Origin of the sequence: Virgibacillus siamensis, assembly GCF_900162695.1 — a bacterium.
Lineage (GTDB): Bacteria > Bacillota > Bacilli > Bacillales > Amphibacillaceae > Lentibacillus > Lentibacillus siamensis_A.
Map to the genome: position 1 here is coordinate 1,066,770 of NZ_FUIH01000007.1, position 17,773 is coordinate 1,084,542.

At 41.0% G+C, this 17,773-nt stretch carries 18 protein-coding genes; all 18 read left to right on the forward strand.

The window, feature by feature from the left end:
• The first annotated feature begins 81 nt into the window (after window positions 1-81).
• The 18 genes from smc (at window position 82) to B1K71_RS09135 (ending at window position 17,626) form a co-directional block, all read left to right on the forward strand.
• Window positions 82-3,642 carry a chromosome segregation protein SMC gene (gene smc / locus B1K71_RS09050; protein WP_077326137.1) on the forward strand — a complete coding sequence of 1,187 codons (3,561 nt, stop codon included), beginning with the start codon at window positions 82-84 and terminating at the stop codon, window positions 3,640-3,642.
• A 15-nt stretch (window positions 3,643-3,657) separates the two neighbouring features.
• Window positions 3,658-4,656, forward strand: a complete 999-nt coding sequence (gene ftsY, locus B1K71_RS09055) for a signal recognition particle-docking protein FtsY (RefSeq protein ID WP_077326139.1) — start codon at window positions 3,658-3,660, stop codon at window positions 4,654-4,656.
• Window positions 4,657-4,706: 50 nt separating this feature from the next.
• The gene (locus B1K71_RS09060) at window positions 4,707-5,027 is read left to right on the forward strand and encodes a putative DNA-binding protein (RefSeq protein ID WP_077326141.1); all 321 of its coding nucleotides are present in this window, start codon (window positions 4,707-4,709) and stop codon (window positions 5,025-5,027) included.
• Between the two features lie 13 nt (window positions 5,028-5,040).
• A complete protein-coding gene (gene ffh, locus B1K71_RS09065) occupies window positions 5,041-6,387 on the forward strand; it encodes a signal recognition particle protein (protein WP_077326143.1) in 1,347 nt (448 codons plus the stop codon).
• Window positions 6,388-6,554: 167 nt separating this feature from the next.
• Complete coding sequence (rpsP, locus tag B1K71_RS09070; protein WP_077326145.1) at window positions 6,555-6,824, forward strand: 30S ribosomal protein S16; 270 nt, start codon at window positions 6,555-6,557, stop codon at window positions 6,822-6,824.
• A 17-nt stretch (window positions 6,825-6,841) separates the two neighbouring features.
• On the forward strand, window positions 6,842-7,069 hold the full coding sequence (locus tag B1K71_RS09075) for a KH domain-containing protein (RefSeq protein ID WP_077326147.1): 228 nt from the start codon (window positions 6,842-6,844) through the stop codon (window positions 7,067-7,069).
• 69 nt (window positions 7,070-7,138) lie between these two features.
• A complete protein-coding gene (locus B1K71_RS09080; protein WP_077326149.1) occupies window positions 7,139-7,528 on the forward strand; it encodes a YlqD family protein in 390 nt (129 codons plus the stop codon).
• Between the two features lie 11 nt (window positions 7,529-7,539).
• Entirely contained in the window at window positions 7,540-8,055 is a 516-nt protein-coding gene (gene rimM, locus B1K71_RS09085) for a ribosome maturation factor RimM (RefSeq protein WP_077326151.1), read from the forward strand.
• Window positions 8,055-8,786, forward strand: coding sequence for a tRNA (guanosine(37)-N1)-methyltransferase TrmD (trmD, locus tag B1K71_RS09090; protein WP_077326153.1), 732 nt, complete (start codon window positions 8,055-8,057; stop codon window positions 8,784-8,786). Before rimM ends, trmD begins: the two co-directional genes overlap by 1 nt.
• Window positions 8,787-8,921: 135 nt before the next feature.
• Complete coding sequence (gene rplS / locus B1K71_RS09095; protein WP_077326155.1) at window positions 8,922-9,266, forward strand: 50S ribosomal protein L19; 345 nt, start codon at window positions 8,922-8,924, stop codon at window positions 9,264-9,266.
• A gap of 127 nt (window positions 9,267-9,393) precedes the next feature.
• Window positions 9,394-9,945, forward strand: a complete 552-nt coding sequence (lepB, locus tag B1K71_RS09100; protein WP_077326157.1) for a signal peptidase I — start codon at window positions 9,394-9,396, stop codon at window positions 9,943-9,945.
• A 12-nt stretch (window positions 9,946-9,957) separates the two neighbouring features.
• Window positions 9,958-10,809 (forward strand): ribosome biogenesis GTPase YlqF, encoded by an 852-nt coding sequence (gene ylqF / locus B1K71_RS09105; RefSeq protein WP_077326159.1) that lies wholly within the window; start codon window positions 9,958-9,960, stop codon window positions 10,807-10,809.
• A gap of 204 nt (window positions 10,810-11,013) precedes the next feature.
• Window positions 11,014-11,784 (forward strand): ribonuclease HII, encoded by a 771-nt coding sequence (locus B1K71_RS09110; protein ID WP_077326161.1) that lies wholly within the window; start codon window positions 11,014-11,016, stop codon window positions 11,782-11,784.
• 132 nt (window positions 11,785-11,916) lie between these two features.
• Window positions 11,917-13,080, forward strand: coding sequence for an ADP-forming succinate--CoA ligase subunit beta (gene sucC, locus B1K71_RS09115; protein WP_077326163.1), 1,164 nt, complete (start codon window positions 11,917-11,919; stop codon window positions 13,078-13,080).
• A gap of 75 nt (window positions 13,081-13,155) precedes the next feature.
• The gene (gene sucD / locus B1K71_RS09120) at window positions 13,156-14,058 is read left to right on the forward strand and encodes a succinate--CoA ligase subunit alpha (protein WP_077326165.1); all 903 of its coding nucleotides are present in this window, start codon (window positions 13,156-13,158) and stop codon (window positions 14,056-14,058) included.
• A gap of 309 nt (window positions 14,059-14,367) precedes the next feature.
• The gene (gene dprA, locus B1K71_RS09125; RefSeq protein ID WP_342742121.1) at window positions 14,368-15,039 is read left to right on the forward strand and encodes a DNA-processing protein DprA; all 672 of its coding nucleotides are present in this window, start codon (window positions 14,368-14,370) and stop codon (window positions 15,037-15,039) included.
• A gap of 102 nt (window positions 15,040-15,141) precedes the next feature.
• Window positions 15,142-17,220: a type I DNA topoisomerase gene (gene topA, locus B1K71_RS09130; RefSeq protein ID WP_077326169.1), complete on the forward strand. Its 2,079-nt coding sequence runs from the start codon at window positions 15,142-15,144 to the stop codon at window positions 17,218-17,220.
• Window positions 17,221-17,311: 91 nt separating this feature from the next.
• A complete protein-coding gene (locus tag B1K71_RS09135) occupies window positions 17,312-17,626 on the forward strand; it encodes a hypothetical protein (RefSeq protein WP_077326171.1) in 315 nt (104 codons plus the stop codon).
• The last annotated feature ends 147 nt before the right edge of the window (window positions 17,627-17,773 follow it).

Below are 17,773 nucleotides of genomic sequence, written 5' to 3' on the forward strand. Positions count from 1 at the left end.
TGATAAAATAAATGCGTTAAAAAACCAAATGGTATATGGTACATAAATGAAAAATCCTCTTGCAGGAAATGGAGAATAAAAATGTATTTGAAACGATTGGAAAGTGTTGGATTCAAGTCTTTCGCCGAGCGAATCAACGTAGATTTCGTTCCTGGCGTCACCGCTGTAGTCGGTCCCAATGGAAGCGGGAAAAGCAATATAACAGATGCGATACGATGGGTACTGGGCGAGCAGTCGGCAAGGTCGTTGCGTGGATCAAAAATGGAAGACATTATTTTTCAGGGCAGTGATACACGAAGGCCCCTCAATGTTGCCGAAGTAACACTTGTTCTTGAAAATAGTGATAAAGGCCTGCCGCTGGACTATGAAGAAGTCAGCGTAACAAGAAGGGTATATCGTTCAGGAGAAAGTGAATTCTATCTAAATAAGCAATCATGTCGTTTGAAGGATATTATCGACTTATTTATGGATTCCGGACTTGGTCGGGAAGCATTCTCCATTATCAGTCAGGGTAAAGTAGAGGAAATATTAAGTTCTAAAGCGGAAGAGCGCCGTACCATTTTTGAAGAAGCAGCCGGTGTTCTGAAATATAAACAACGCAAAAAGAAGGCAGAATATAAACTGGCGGAAACACAGGAAAATCTGAATCGTGTAGAAGATATTATACATGAAATTGAACAGCAAATAGGCCCGTTGAAGGAACAGGCAGAAACTGCGGAAACATATCTGGAAAAGAAAGAACAGCTGAAGCGGCATGAAATATCATTGCTTGTAACCGAAATTGAACAGCTTCATGAGACATGGCAATCTATGCTTAACGATCTGGAAAATGACAAGCTAAACGAAATCAATATGAAAACGACTATCCAGAAACATGAATCAAGGCTGGAGAATGAACGTCAGCAAGTTCAGGATATTGACGATAAAATTGAATCACTACAGGCAGATTTGCTTTCTTCTACTGAAAAACTTGAGCGGTTTGAGAGTAAGAAAAAGCTATTTCATGAACGTACAAAACATTTCGATGAGAATAAGCAGAAACTGGAAACACAAAAAGGTGAGGCGGCCAGTAAGATTGAAAGACTTCAAGCTGAGTTAAGGGAAGAGAACAAAAAGTTGTCCGATATTCAGGAAAGTCGGAATCATACAAAACAGCTTGTATCCCAACTGGAAACAAAACTCACAACGGAAACAGACAGTTTGGCCGACCAAATTGAGGAACTGAAATCAGATTATATTGAATACCTTAATGATCAGGCCGCAAAACGAAATGAAAAACAGTCAATTCAGGAACAACTGCAGCAAATCTCAGGAAAAAAGCACCGCAAGTCAGAAAAGTATGCAACGCTTCTTGATGAGCGAAACACGTTATCCACTCAACAGGATAGACTTAATAATCAATTGACTGCGCAAGAACAAAACTATAACGAACTGTCTGCTTCATTCCAGAAGTTAAAAGATAAATTAAACAATGAACGAACATCCTTTCAAGAAGCGCAGACAAAGCTTTATCAAGGATTTCAATATCTTGAAAAGCTAAAATCCAAGAAAGAAATGCTGGAAGATATGAAGGAAGATTTTCAGGGGTTCTTTTATGGGGTTAAAGAAGTTTTAAAAGCACGCGAGGATAAAAAACTGCGCGGAATTCATGGCGCGGTAATTGAGTTAATTGATGTCCCGAAAAAATATATTACCGCTATTGAGACGGTATTGGGCGGACAGGCGCAGCATGTTGTTGTAGATAATGATCAATTTGCACGGCAAGCAATCACCTGGCTGAAGAAAACGAACAGCGGACGTGCGACTTTCCTGCCGCTGGGATCCATTCAGCCGCGTTTCATTCCAAAAGATGTACGGATGCAAGTGGAACAACACGAAGGATATGTTGGGGTTGCGTCAGAATTGGTTTCGAGTGAATTTCAAACAGCAGTAAAGCATTTAATGGGGCATGTTCTTGTTGCAAAAACATTAAAGGATGCTAATGAGATTGCTGCTATTGTAAACAGGAGAAATCGGGTTGTTACATTGGAAGGGGACGTTGTCAATCCCGGGGGATCTATGTCCGGCGGGGCAAAAAAGAAAACGAATCAATCATTGTTTACCAGGGAAAAAGATTTGCAGGAAATCAGTCACAAGCTAAATGACTACCAAAAACGAACGGATACATTCGAGGACAAAGTACACAAGCAAAAACAGGCGATCGAAAAATTGGAACAGGAACTTCAGGAAAAGGAACAAACGGTTGTTGCAGAACAACAGAAACTGCATGATATTCGCACAGCATACAAGGAAACGGAAATGAAGCTTGGATCATTAAACGAAAATCTCTCATTTTATGATCAGGATAACCAACAATTTGATCGGGACAGGAAGGATCTTCAAAACCGTGATGAACAGTTGGAGGGAGCTTTAAACGAACTTGCTGAAAAACTAAAAGAGATTCAGCGTCACATAAATGATCGAACTGCGGAAAAAGAAGAATTACAGGAAAACAGAGAACAAATCCAACATGATTTACAAGCTGAACGGGTCAAATTCGCGGAACAGGAAGAACGTTGGAAAAGCCAGCGTGAAAAGAGAAACAGCATCAAGGAGCAGCTGAACGGGATGAATGAACAATTTTCAGCCTATACAGTTGAATTGGAAGACCTGCTTGATATGCAACATACCTCCGAAACAGAAGAGGAGATTGACCAGAACCTGCAAAGCGTTAAAGCCGAGAAGGAATCCATACAAGAACAAATTCAGCAACTGCGATCCGATAGATTGGAACGTACACAACGAATTCAGGATCAGGGCCGGGAATTGAAGGAAGAAAATAAAAAACATCAGGCATTTGTCCAGTCTATCCAGGAAAAAGAAGTGAAGACAAACCGGCTTGATGTCGAATTGGAGAATCGATTATCCAAACTGCAAACCGAGTACATGATTACTTTTGAAAAGGCGAAAAAAACGTATGATAAGACGGAGGATCCGGATCAAACACGGTCCATTGTTGAACAGCTTAACCGGGGGATAACGCAGCTCGGAACGGTTAATCTGGGAGCGATTGAGGAATTTGAACGCATTTCGGAACGCTATGGATTCTTATCCGAACAGCAAAACGATCTTGTCGAGGCGAAACAAACGTTATACTCGGTAATTGCCGAAATGGATGAAGAAATGAAGAGCAGATTTGGAGATACGTTCAATCAGATCAAAGAAGAATTTACCCAGGTGTTTCAACAGTTATTCGGAGGTGGACGAGCTGAATTAAAACTGACAGATCCCAAGAATCTGCTGGATACCGGGGTAGATATTATTGCACAGCCTCCTGGTAAAAAACTGCAGCATCTCGGACTTTTATCAGGCGGTGAACGGGCTCTGACGGCGATTTCATTACTGTTTGCTATTTTGCGAGTTCGTCCGGTTCCATTTTGTGTGCTGGATGAGGTGGAGGCAGCTTTGGATGAAGCAAACGTTTCACGGTTCGCTAAATATATCAAGGTATATAGTGAAAAAACACAATTTATTGTAATAACACACCGGAAGGGCACAATGGAAGAAGCTGATGTTTTGTATGGTGTCACAATGCAGGAATCCGGTGTTTCCAGACTGGTATCAGTCAGACTTGAAGATACAAAAGAGCTAGTAAACTCATAAGGAGGAGCAGCGTTTATGGGATTCATGGACAAACTCAAAAATAAATTTAAGCAAAGTGAGGAAACAGAAGAAGTTTCCAAAACATATAAGCAAGGCATGGAAAAAACCCGTAATTCCTTTTCCGGAAAAATCAATGATTTAATTGCCCGCTACCGTAAAGTAGACGAGGATTTCTTTGAAGAATTGGAGGAAATTCTGATTGCCGCAGATGTAGGCGTTTCTACTGTGATGGATTTGATTGATGAGTTGAAAATGGAAGTGAAACGACAAAACATCAAAGACTCCAAAGAGGTGAAGGAGGTAATCTCGGAAAAGCTGGTCGAAATTTATTACGGCGATGATGATGAAGAAATGGAACAATTGAATATGCAGAACGGGGAGTTATCGATTATTCTTGTTGTTGGAGTAAATGGAGTAGGTAAAACAACGTCAATTGGTAAACTTGCCCATAAATTAAAACAGGAAGGCAAAAATGTTGTGTTGGCAGCCGGAGACACATTTCGCGCCGGTGCAATTGAACAGCTTGATGTTTGGGGAGAGCGTGCCGGGGTTGACGTTATTAAACAGGGCGCGGGCAGTGACCCGGCAGCTGTGATTTTTGATGGAATCAAGGCAGCAAAATCACGAAATGCGGATGTTCTGATCTGTGACACTGCCGGGCGTCTTCAAAACAAGGTAAACCTGATGAATGAATTGGCAAAAGTTAAACGGGTAATCGAGCGAGAAGTACCTGGTGCACCACATGAAGTGTTGCTCGTTCTGGATGCCACTACCGGACAAAATGCGATGAGTCAGGCGAAGACTTTTGCGGAAGCAACTGATGTATCCGGAATTGTTCTGACAAAACTTGATGGAACCGCAAAAGGCGGGATTGTACTCGCAATCCGCAATGAGCTTCAAATACCGGTTAAGTTTGCCGGCCTGGGTGAAAAAATGGAGGACTTGAGGGAGTTTAATGCCCATGCATTCGTGTATGGATTATTTGCCGATCTTCTTGAAGATAGCGGCGAATAATGATAGTATTGCTTTTGTAAAGGGATTTCACTTAACAAGGGGTGCTTAAATTGTTGGAGAAAACAACGCGAATCAATTATTTGTTTGATTTTTACCAGGAACTGTTAACCCCTAAACAACGCAATTATATGGAAATGTACTATCTGGAAGACTATTCGCTTGGTGAGATTTCCGAATTACTGCAGGTATCACGTCAAGCAGTATACGATAATATCAGACGTACAGAGAAAATGCTTGAATCCTATGAATCAAAGCTGAAACTATATTCGAAATTCCAGGAACGACAGGAGATTTTAATCAAACTGGATAAAGAAACAGCAGCGTATGAGAGGATACAAACATTGGTAAAGCAATTACAAGAATTAGATTAGGAGGACACCTTCTATGGCATTTGAAGGATTGGCCGACCGTTTACAAAGCACGATGAAAAAAATCACAGGGAAAGGTAAGGTTTCCGAACAAGATGTTAAGGAAATGACGCGGGAAGTCCGCCTTGCCTTGCTTGAAGCTGACGTAAACTTCAAAGTCGTAAAAGATTTGATTAAGCGAATTAAGGAACGTGCTGTCGGGCAGGAAGTAATGGAGAGTCTTACACCCGGCCAGCAGGTTATTAAAGTGGTTAAAGAAGAATTAACAACATTGATGGGTGGTGAGCAGAGCAAGATTGCGGTAGCTGACCGTCCGCCAACCGTCATTATGATGGTTGGTTTGCAGGGGGCAGGTAAAACAACTACTACTGGTAAGCTTGCTAACCATCTCCGAAAGAAACATAATCGGACCCCTCTCCTGGCAGCGTGTGATATTTACCGTCCGGCTGCGATAAACCAATTGGAGACATTGGGGCAGCAGCTCAGTATGCCGGTTTTCTCAAAAGGAACAGATGCGAATCCGGTCGATATAGCGACGGAGGCAATCGAGCAGGCGAAGGCAGAGCACAACGATTATGTCATTATCGATACTGCCGGGCGCTTACATGTCGATCATGAGTTAATGGATGAATTGGCTCAAATTAAGGATGCGGTTAAACCAGATGAAATTTTCCTGGTGGTTGATGCTATGACCGGTCAGGATGCTGTGAATGTTGCCGAAAGTTTTAATGAGCAACTTGATATTTCAGGTGTCGTATTAACGAAACTTGACGGTGATACACGCGGTGGTGCAGCACTGTCCATTAAAGCTGTCACAGATAAGCCAATCAAGTTTGCTGGTACCGGTGAAAAGCTGGACGGATTGGAGGCGTTTCATCCGGAGCGAATGGCATCAAGAATACTTGGCATGGGTGATGTGCTATCACTGATCGAAAAGGCTCAGACGAATGTCGACGAGAAACAGGCAAAAGAACTCGAGGAAAAAATGCGTACGATGTCATTTACGTTCGATGATTTCCTGGAACAGATGGGGCAGGTTAAAAGCATGGGACCATTGGAAGATTTGATGGCCATGATTCCCGGCGCCAATAAAATGAAAGGTCTGAAAAATGCCCAGCTTGATGAAAAACAGCTTTCACATGTTGAGGCGATTATTCAATCGATGACCAAGAAAGAGCGCCAGGACCCAAGTGTTATGAATGCAAGCAGGAAAAAACGAATCGCCAAAGGTTCCGGTACTTCCGTTTCACAAGTAAACCGATTACTGAAACAATTCAATGAGATGAAAAAAATGATGAAACAAATGACTGGAATGCAAAAAGGCAAAAAAGGCAAAGGCGGCATGAAGTTTCCGTTTATGTAGGAAGGCGGAACCGAAACCTTAAGTTGTCTTGAGGTTTGTGCGTACCAGATTTAATTAGCAGTGGTACACTAATTTTTAGTGTTGTAATGCAAAAACACTTTACAGACCATTTGCTTTCTGTTAGAATCTAAAATTGTGTAAAACATATTTATTGGAGGTGCAAAAACATGGCAGTGAAAATCCGTTTAAAGCGTATGGGATCCAAAAGAAATCCATTTTATCGCGTAGTCGTTGCTGATTCACGTTCTCCACGTGATGGCCGACTGATCGAACAAATAGGAACTTACAATCCCGTTGTTAATCCAGTTGAAGTGAAAATAGATGAAGAAAAAGCATTGGATTGGATGACGAAAGGCGCTAAGCCAAGTGATACAGTTCGTAACCTTTTCTCAAAAGAAGGCATCATGAAAAAATTCCACGACCAGAAAAATCAATAGTAAAGTAGTGTGATATCATGAAAGCCCTAATTGAAACTATTGTGATACCATTAGTCGATCATCCTGAAGACATCGTTGTCACGGAAACAGAGGAAGAGACCAAAATAGTCTATCATCTGACGGTTAATGAGGACGATGTCGGTAAGGTTATCGGCAAGAACGGCCGTATTGCCAAGGCAATCCGTACAGTTGTATATGCAGCAAAATCGGATGCCAATAAACGAATTTATTTGGATATTATGTAAAGGGAGAGGGTATACCTTTCCCTTTTTAAACACTTGTACCTAGACTGTTTATGAGAGTGGGGAACAGTAGTGCAAATAATAAAAAAAGTTTTGATTAAACAAATTGTGACAGAGAAAAGCAAGGAAAAGTTGCATAAGAAGTTTTATGATCATAAAATGCGGCTTGAACAAGAGTGTCAACAGCTGTTATTTGAGCAGCGCAAATTACTGAATAAATCCGGTGTCTCCAAACAGGAGCTATCCCAGCGGTTTCAGCAAGAGATCAAAAACCGCAAAGAAAAGATAAAGCTGGTTGATTTTAAAATGGAACAATTGGATATGCTTGAAATCGGCAGTGAAATTACCGAAAAAGAAGTTGAAGCTCTTGTTGAAGTAAAAGAAGGTTCGCATTGGGAAGAGATCATGGAAGAAACTGCGATTGTCATTAAAGATGACGTCGTAATCCGTATCGATGAGTAGCAGGTGAAATCATGACTGAAAAAATGTTTAATGCAGGAAAAATAATTAATACACATGGTGTTAAAGGTGAAGTAAAAGTACTTCGGATAACAGATTTTGAAGAGCGTTTTATGCCTGGGAATCATTTGTATCTGGAACAAGATGGCGAACAGCTGCTTAAATTGGAGATAGCTTCACATCGAATTCACAAAGGCTATGATCTGATTTGTTTTAAAGGATACGACAACATAAATTACGTTGAGCATTTTAAAGGCTGTTACTTGAAAATTACGGAAGAGCAACTTACTGAACTGGATGCGAACGAATTTTACTACCATGAGATTATTGGATGTACGGTATTTACCAGGGCTGGTGAAAAAATAGGTGTCATCCGTGAAATTTTATCTCCTGGTGCCAATGATGTGTGGGTTGTGAAAAAAGAAAAAGGAAAAGATGTGTTGGTTCCGTATATTGAGGATGTTGTGAAACATGTGGATATCGAGGCTAAGAAAGTGGTTATTCAACCGATGGAGGGACTGTTGGACTAATGCATATTGATGTTTTAACATTGTTCCCTGAATTGGTTTCGGGCGTGTTTAACCATTCCATCTTGAAAAAAGCGTACGAAAATGAAAAATATAGCTACCGTCTAGTGAATTTTCGGGATTATACGGAAAATAAACATTCGAAAGTGGATGATTATCCATATGGAGGCGGCGCAGGGATGGTATTAACACCGCAGCCAATATTTGATGCGGTCAAAGAAGTCAAAAAAGAACGGGATACAAAACCGAGAGTTATTTTAATGTGTCCCCAAGGCGCTCCTTACAATCAAAAGAAGGCGGAAGAACTGGCCGCTGAGGAGCATCTGGTATTTATCTGCGGACACTATGAGGGGTACGATGAGCGGATTCGCGAACACTTGATCACAGATGAGATATCAATCGGTGACTATGTGTTAACCGGCGGAGAGCTTGGTGCAATGGTGGTTATTGATAGTGTTGTTCGTTTGTTGCCTGATGTATTGGGCAACAAGGAATCAGCACCGGAAGATTCATTTTCCACCGGTTTGCTGGAACATCCGCATTATACACGTCCAGCAGATTTCCGAGGAATGAAAGTTCCGGATATTCTTCTTTCCGGGAATCATGCGAAAATCGATGAATGGCGCAGGGAAGCATCACTACAGCGAACGTATGAAAGGCGCAGAGACTTAATCGATGAAACCTCATTATCGGCAAAGGATCAGAAAATCCTGGAAAAGATCAAAAAGAAGTAAAAAATATTGTTGAACTCGTATCATCAATATGGTATATTAATTGTTGTTCTTAAAGTATCTGCTTTAAGTCGTAAAAACGATGTTCCGCTTTCCCGTAGCCGGATATGAGCATTGGTTTGGAAGGAGTGACAGAGGATGCAAAAACTGATTGAAGAAGTCACAAAAGATCAGCTTCGCACGGATCATCCTGATTTCCGTCCGGGAGATACTGTAAAAGTTCATGTGAAAGTTGTTGAAGGTTCACGTGAGCGTATTCAGGTCTTCGAAGGTGTTGTTATTAAGCGGCAAAACGGCGGAATCAGTGAAACATTTACAGTAAGAAAACTATCTTACGGTGTTGGTGTTGAACGTACATTTCCGTTGCATTCACCTCGAGTTGCAAAGATTGAAGTTTCCCGTCGTGGAATTGTTCGACGCGCTAAACTGTACTATCTTCGCAATCTGCGTGGTAAAGCAGCACGTATCAAAGAACGTCGATAGAAATAAATGTATGGAAAGGAGCTTGGCTTATTTGGTGCAAGCTCCTTTTTTCGTTTAATTGAATTAATGCTATAATAGAAACAAATTCGTTACGATACTGATAAGGTTTTCGGCTGGAGGGGAATATATGGAAAAACGGAAAAGTGAGTGGTTTGAGTGGATAAAGGCATTATTAATCGCTTTTGCGTTAATTTTTGTTGTACGAACGTTCTTTTTTGCTCCAATAGTAGTTGACGGTCCATCCATGATGCCAACACTACATGATGGGGATCAAATGATCATCAATAAAATTATTTATGATATTAATGAACCGGAACGATTCGACATCGTCGTTTTCCATGCTTCCGATAAGAAAGATTTTATTAAACGGGTTATCGGTGTCCCCGGTGATCATGTAGCAGTTAAGAATGACGTACTGTTTATAAACGGTAAGAAGGTAAAAGAACCGTTTTTGTCGAGAATGAAGCAAGGAGAAAATACATATACCGATGATTTTAAGCTGGAAGATATCCCCGGGGGTTATAAAAAGATTCCTGAAGGATATGTACTGGTATTAGGTGATAACCGAGGCAATTCAACTGATAGTCGTATATTGGGACTTATATCCATGGATCAGATTGTTGGTAAAGCAAGCCTGATATACTGGCCGTTTGATCGGCTGCAAATTATGAATTATTAGGGTGAATGAATGATGACGATACAATGGTTTCCCGGACATATGGCAAAAGCGAGACGAGAAGCAGAAGAAAAATTGAAACTGGTGGATTTTGTAATGGAGTTGGTCGATGCCCGTGCACCATTCTCCTCCCAAAATCCAATGCTTCAGCAATTACTGCATCAAAAACCGAAAATGATGGTTCTGATGAAGAAAGATTTGGCTGATCCTCGTGAAACGGAAAAATGGATCCGTTATTTTAAAGCGAACGATATCCCCGCGGTTGCTATAAACGTTAATGAAAAAGAGGATATTAATGAAGTAATCCGACTTGGTAAAGAATTAAGTCAAGCGAAGATGGACCGTCTTAAGGATAAGGGCATCCGTCCAAGACCTGCCCGGGCAATGATTTTAGGGATTCCCAATGTCGGAAAGTCGTCCCTGATTAACAGGCTGGCGAATAAAAAAATCGCCAAAATCGGTGATAAACCTGGTGTGACCAAACAACAATTGTGGATTAAGGTGAAAAATGACTTTGAACTGCTGGACACGCCGGGCATATTATGGCCAAAATTCGAAGATGAGCAAGTTGGCTACCGATTAGCTGCTATTGGTACAATTAAGGATAAATTGCTTTCCATGCAGGATATAGTGGCATTTGTTATTACGTATATGCAAAAGCATTACCCGGACCAGTTACTGGAGCGTTATGCCATTCGTCCTGAAATGGAAGATATGTGGGAGATATTCGTTTCAATTGGTAAACAGCGCGGCGCATTGGAAAGTGGTGGAAACGTTAATTTTGATAAAGTTTCCGACCTGGTTATACGCGATCTCAGAACCGGCAGATTAGGAAACATAACGCTGGAAACTCCAGAACAGAAATGACATCTATCACTAGGATGGATGTCATTTCATTTGGATTTGGCGTAGAAACTGTTGCTCCTATTAACGAAGGACAGTTGACACTGGTGTATTTCCGAAACGGTGTTATAATGCCTTGCCAATTCAGATCGGGAATGCAGTTTATAGTTTTAACGGCCATTTTTTCAATTGGAATAACATCTACTACATAAGAAATAAGGTGATAAGGTGGAACAAAAGTCAATTGCAGTTATCAAACAGCTGCTTGAAAGTGACAATATCACGGATACATTTATTAATGAATTGCGTACAGATGAACGTAAAGGCATAAAAAAACTGATTGAACGCTATGAACGAAAAAAGCAGAAAGAACTGGAATTAGAAGACCGTTATAAGCGAATGTGCTGGTTTGAACAGAAAAATTATGCAAAGTCACATCGTTTTATTGCGGGAATGGATGAAGCAGGGCGTGGCCCGCTTGCAGGTCCCGTAGTGGCAGCTGCTGTCATTTTGCCGGAGGACTTTAAACTGCTTGGTCTGAATGATTCTAAACAGCTGAACGAAGCCACACGTAATTCGTTCTTTTCCATTATAAAAGAACAGGCTGTCAGTTACGGAATATCAATTGTCGACTGTAAGGAAATCGATCGGGTTAATATCTATAAAGCTACGAAACTGGCAATGTATCGTGCGATAGGCGAACTTGACCCTGTTCCTGATCATATTCTGATTGATGCAGTCAACCTTGATCAGCTTCCCTGTTCATCTGAATCGATTACGAAAGGTGATCAAAAAAGTGTTTCCATTGCCGCCGCGAGCGTCCTTGCGAAAGTTACACGCGATACATATATGAGAAAACTGCATAATGCGTATCCCGAGTATGACTTTGCATCTAATATGGGCTATGGCACGAAACATCATCTGGAAATGATTCGGGAACATGGTGTGACACCATACCACCGGAAGTCATTCGGTCCGGTCCGGCAAGCTGTGCGTTAGGCAGTGTATATCGGCTTCTATATGAGTATGTTCATTGTTATCTGCATTATCTGCAAAATTCGCTATTTCTTGTGAAATTCCACGTTTTTTTATACAATGGAAATGCAGTGAATTTTGATGGGAGGATGAAAGATGAACATTCATGAGTATCAAGGCAAAGAGATTTTGCGAAGCTATGGTGTAAATGTTCCGAATGGACATGTTGCATATACGGTTGACGAAGCGGTTGATGCTGCCAATAAACTTGATGGTCCCGTAAAAGTAGTGAAAGCACAAATCCACGCTGGTGGCCGTGGTAAAGCCGGCGGTGTAAAACTTGCCAAAAATCTTGATGAAGTGCGTACATACGCAAATGAAATTTTAGGAAAAACGTTGGTAACACACCAAACCGGACCTGAAGGAAAAGAAGTAAAACGCCTGCTTATCGAAGAAGGATGCGACATCAAGAAAGAATACTATGTTGGTCTGGTACTTGATCGTGCTACTTCCCGTGTAGTTATGATGGCTTCTGAAGAGGGCGGTACAGAAATTGAAGAAGTTGCAGCAAATACACCGGAAAAAATATTTAAAGAGGTTATTGATCCAGTAGTAGGTCTTTCCGGATTCCAAGCTCGCAGACTGGCATTTAATATTAACATTCCTGATGAATTAATCGGTAAAGCCGCGAAATTTATGACAAGCTTGTATACGGCTTTTGTTGAAAAAGATTGTTCTATCGCAGAAATTAACCCGCTGGTTACAACTGGTGATGGTCAGGTGTTAGCGCTTGACTCTAAACTGAACTTTGACGACAATGCGCTGTTCCGTCAAAAAGATGTTATGGAATTACGTGATCTTGACGAGGAAGATGAAAAAGAAATCGAAGCATCCAAATATGATCTAAGCTATGTCGCATTGGATGGAAACATTGGCTGTATGGTTAATGGTGCCGGACTTGCTATGTCTACAATGGACATTATTAAGCATTATGGCGGGGAACCCGCAAACTTCCTGGACGTTGGCGGCGGTGCAACAGCAGAGAAGGTTACAGAAGCATTTAAGATTATTTTGTCCGATGAGCATGTGAAAGGAATCTTTGTCAACATTTTCGGCGGTATCATGAAATGTGACGTTATTGCTGAAGGTGTTGTGGAAGCGACAAAACAAGTCGGCCTTGAACTTCCGCTTGTCGTTCGTTTGGAAGGTACAAATGTTGAATTAGGGAAGAAGATTCTGGATGAATCCGGTCTGAATATTACTTCTGCAGGATCAATGGCTGATGGTGCAGAAAAAATCGTCTCCATGGTTAAAGCATAAAGCGTCTTTAACCCAGACCAGCTATAATAGCTAATTTCTGTTTTTGATAGACCATAGTAGAAAGGACGGACGAAAATGAGTGTATATGTAAATAAAGATACAAAAGTTATTGTCCAGGGAATTACTGGCGGTACTGCCAAATTCCATACAAAACAAATGCTTGATTACGGTACAAAAATCGTTGGTGGTGTAACACCGAAAAAAGGCGGATCTGAAGTGGAAGGAGTACCTGTATTTAATACAGTAAAAGAAGCTGTGGATGCAACAGGCGCTACTGCTTCCGTTATTTATGTTCCTGCCCCATTTGCAGCAGATGCTATTCTTGAAGCAGTGGACGCGGAACTGGATCTGGCAATCTGTATCACGGAACACATTCCGGTTATGGATATGGTAAAAGTAAAACGTTACATGGAAGGGAAGAAAACCCGTCTGGTAGGTCCAAACTGCCCTGGTGTTATTACAGCAGATGAATGTAAAATTGGTATCATGCCAGGATACATTCATAAAAAAGGACATATCGGTGTTGTTTCCCGTTCTGGTACATTGACTTATGAAGCAGTACATCAATTATCCGAAGAAGGCTATGGCCAAACAACTGCTGTTGGTATCGGCGGCGACCCTGTAAATGGCACGAACTTCATTGATGTTCTTTCAGCATTCAATGACGATCCGGAAACAGAAGCAGTCGTTATGATTGGCGAAATTGGCGGTACTGCTGAGGAAGAAGCGGCTGAATGGGTGAAAGCCAATATGAAGAAACCTGTAATTGGCTTTATTGGCGGCGCTACAGCACCTCCAGGCAAACGCATGGGTCATGCTGGTGCAATTATTTCCGGCGGTAAAGGTACTGCTGATGAGAAAATCCGTGTTATGAATGAATGCGGAATTAAGGTTGCCGAAACACCTGCTGAGATTGGTGAAACCATGATTGGTGTTCTGAAAGAAAATAACCTGGATGAAAAATGTAAAACCCACTAAATATGAAACAGGAACCCAAAGCTGCAATGTTTTGGGTTCCATTTATAATAAAAAAATAGAATAGGAAGTGATCGATTGGAAGCAGTGCGTAAACGGTTAATTCACCTCAGCAGATGCCGCGGAATTTCCCGCCGATCAGTTAGAAGGTTTTCCCGATATGACCCCACCTTAAAAAGCATTTATAAACTTTCTGCGAACGAGATCAGCAAATTTTTTTCTATCCCGCATAAACAGGCTTCATTATTCTATTTTGACCTTCATAGTAAACCACTTACCAAACAGATTTTACATGATATTTCCTCTTGCAGGGTGATTACTTTAGTTGACGAAGACTATCCCATTGTGTTAAAAACTATTAAAGATGCGCCTCTTGTCCTGTATGCCCTGGGAGACACCGGATTATTGAATAAGTTTCCTTTATTAAGTGTGATTGGAACACGCAACCCATCACAGGATGCATTGTCCAAAATGGAGAAATTCGTTGTTCCGCTCGTCCGCAAAAATTGGGTAATTGTTAGTGGAATGGCAACTGGAATTGACAGTATGGCACATCAACAGGCTCTTAAATATAATGGACATACCATTGCGGTATTAGGCGGTGGGTTCCATCATATCTATCCTAAACATAATATCTTATTATTCAAACAAATATGTGAAAGCGGTCTTGTATTATCGGAATATCCCCCCGATTTGCCGCCTCAGCGTTATCATTTCCCTGAGAGGAACCGAATTATCAGCGGTCTCAGTTTCGGGACACTGGTTATCGAGGCAACTGAACGAAGTGGTACGCTTATTACGGTTGATCAGGCATTGGATCAGGGAAGAGAAGTATATGCTGTTCCGGGGAACCCATTACGGCTTCAATCAATAGGATGTCATAAAATGATTCAGGATGGGGCGAAACTGGTACAGGAACCAGAGGATATAATGGAGGATTGGGAACGGATGGAGTTGAATTACAAATCGCTTGGATTGGGTTAGTACTATTTTCATAGCATGTTTGACAAATGTTAGGTAAATATTTAATATTAGTGAAGATTTCCAAATTATTATTATGGTAACCTCATTCTGGGAGGAAAGTTCATGTCAGATTACCTGGTGATCGTTGAGTCGCCTGCTAAGGCAAAAACGATCGAACGCTATTTAGGAAAAAAATATAAAGTGAAGGCATCCATGGGGCATGTCAGAGACCTGCCAAAAAGCCAAACGGGTGTTGATACTGAAAATAATTTTAAACCGAAATATATTACAATACGCGGGAAAGGCGATGTTCTGAAAGATTTAAAAAAGTCAGCAAAGAAAGCAAAGAAAATTTACCTTGCTGCCGACCCCGACAGAGAAGGCGAGGCAATTGCCTGGCACCTGGCATATGCACTTGGGGTTGATGAAAATTCCGACTGTCGTGTCGTATTTAATGAAATCACCAAAGATGCAATTAAGGAATCATTTAAACATCCCCGATCAATAGATAATGACCTTGTTGATGCACAACAGGCAAGACGAATTTTGGACCGTCTGGTGGGCTATAACATCAGTCCCCTGCTTTGGAAGAAAGTAAAGAAAGGGTTAAGTGCAGGACGGGTTCAGTCAGTTGCTGTCAAATTAATTATTGACCGCGAAAAGGAAATAGAGAACTTTAAGCCGGAAGAATATTGGTCCATTGAAGCAAATTTCCTGAAAGAGAAGGAAACATTCGAGGGTTCATTTTACGGTTTAAATGGTAAAAAGCACGAATTAAAAACAGAGTCAGACGTTAATGCCATTATGAAACAAATGAAAGGTAAGTCGTTCACAGTTGATAAAGTGAATAAACGTGAACGAAAAAGGAATCCTGCCCAACCTTTCACTACCTCATCATTGCAGCAGGAAGCTGCACGGAAATTAAATTTCCGCGCCAAAAAGACCATGATGGTTGCACAGCAATTATATGAAGGTATAGATCTTGGGAAAAAGTCGGGAGGTATTACCGGTTTAATTACGTACATGCGTACTGATTCAACCCGTATTTCCGATACTGCAAAACAGGAAGCAAAAGGATACATTGAGGAAAAATACGGCAAAAACTATCTCAGCTATTACAAGAAGAGCAAGAAAAAAGAAGGTGCTCAGGATGCACACGAGGCAGTCCGGCCAACATCTGTTATGCGTGACCCAAAATCATTAAAACCCATTTTGTCGAATGATCAATATAAATTGTATAAACTCGTATGGGAACGATTTTTGGCAAGTCAAATGGCGCCTGCTGTGATGGACACAATGACCGTACACTTAACAAATAATGGCGTTGAATTTAGAGCAACAGGGTCGAAAATCAAGTTTAAAGGTTTTATGAAGGTATATGTGGAAAGTTCGGATGACAAGAAGAAGGATGAAAATAAATATCTACCGGAACTTTCAGAAGGGTCAACGGTGGAAGCACAAGACATCACGCCTAATCAGCATTTCACTCAGCCGCCGCCAAGGTATACAGAAGCAAGACTTGTCCGAACGATGGAAGAACTGGGAATTGGGCGTCCATCAACATACGCTCCAACCTTGGACACGATTCAGAGGCGTAACTATGTTAGCATTGACAATAAACGTTTTGTTCCAACAGAGCTAGGTGGAATTGTAATTGATATATTGGAAGAATTTTTCCCGGAAATCATTAATGTGGATTTCACCGTGAAACTTGAGGGTGATTTGGATTCAATTGAAGAGGGAAAAACAGAGTGGGTAAAATTGCTGGATGATTTCTATGGTAATTTCAGTAAACGGCTGGAAGTTGCCGAGAAAGAAATGGAAAAGATTGAAATTCGCGATGAACCTGCAGGAATCACTTGTGAGAATTGCGGTCACGAAATGGTTTATAAAATGGGCAGGTACGGCAAATTCCTGGCTTGCTCCAATTTTCCGGAATGTCGCAATACGAAGCCAATCCTGAAAGAAATTGGTGTTAAATGTCCAAAATGCAAAGAAGGCAATGTTGTTGAACGTAAGTCTAAAAAGCGAAGGACATTTTACGGATGTGATCGTTTTCCTGAATGTGACTTTGTATCATGGGATAAGCCAATCTCCAGGCCGTGTCCGAAATGTGAATCATTGCTTGTTGAGAAAAAGAGTAAAAAAGAAACCCGTATCCAATGTACAAATTGTGATTACAGGGAAAACGCTCAAACATAACTGTCCATTTATTGGGCAGTTTTTTCTTTGTTTTCATGGTTTTATCTGCAGGGATAAGGGAATCATGGCTATATGGAAGGAGGAATTTATGATGATGGAAAGAAAATCATATTTTGTTGCGGTTGATTTTAAAGAAGTACGTGAAATGTCAATACCTGATAACGAGATTGAATTTGAAATTGTTGCGACCCCGGATGAAGTGAAGGAATTAGAGGAATTGTTCAGGGATACAAAAAAGGATGGACGAAAAGCAGCCGAATATATAGGAAAACCTTTCGATGAGTGGGGTGCTGATGATAAGCGTACACATTATGATGAGCATTTAATCGAAATTTACCGGTTTATTCATGGGCTCGGCACTGCAGAAACAAAAGAACGTATTGAACAGTTGAAGTTATTCGGGTAAGACTGGGAGTCATGTTAACTTTTAGAAAAGTTCAATTGTTGTTCATTGACTATTTTTTAGGTAAAAGCTATAATTGTGCATTGGTAAGGAATTATACTTGACACGTGCATTGCATTTGTTATATTAACCACGCATTGCATAAAAAAT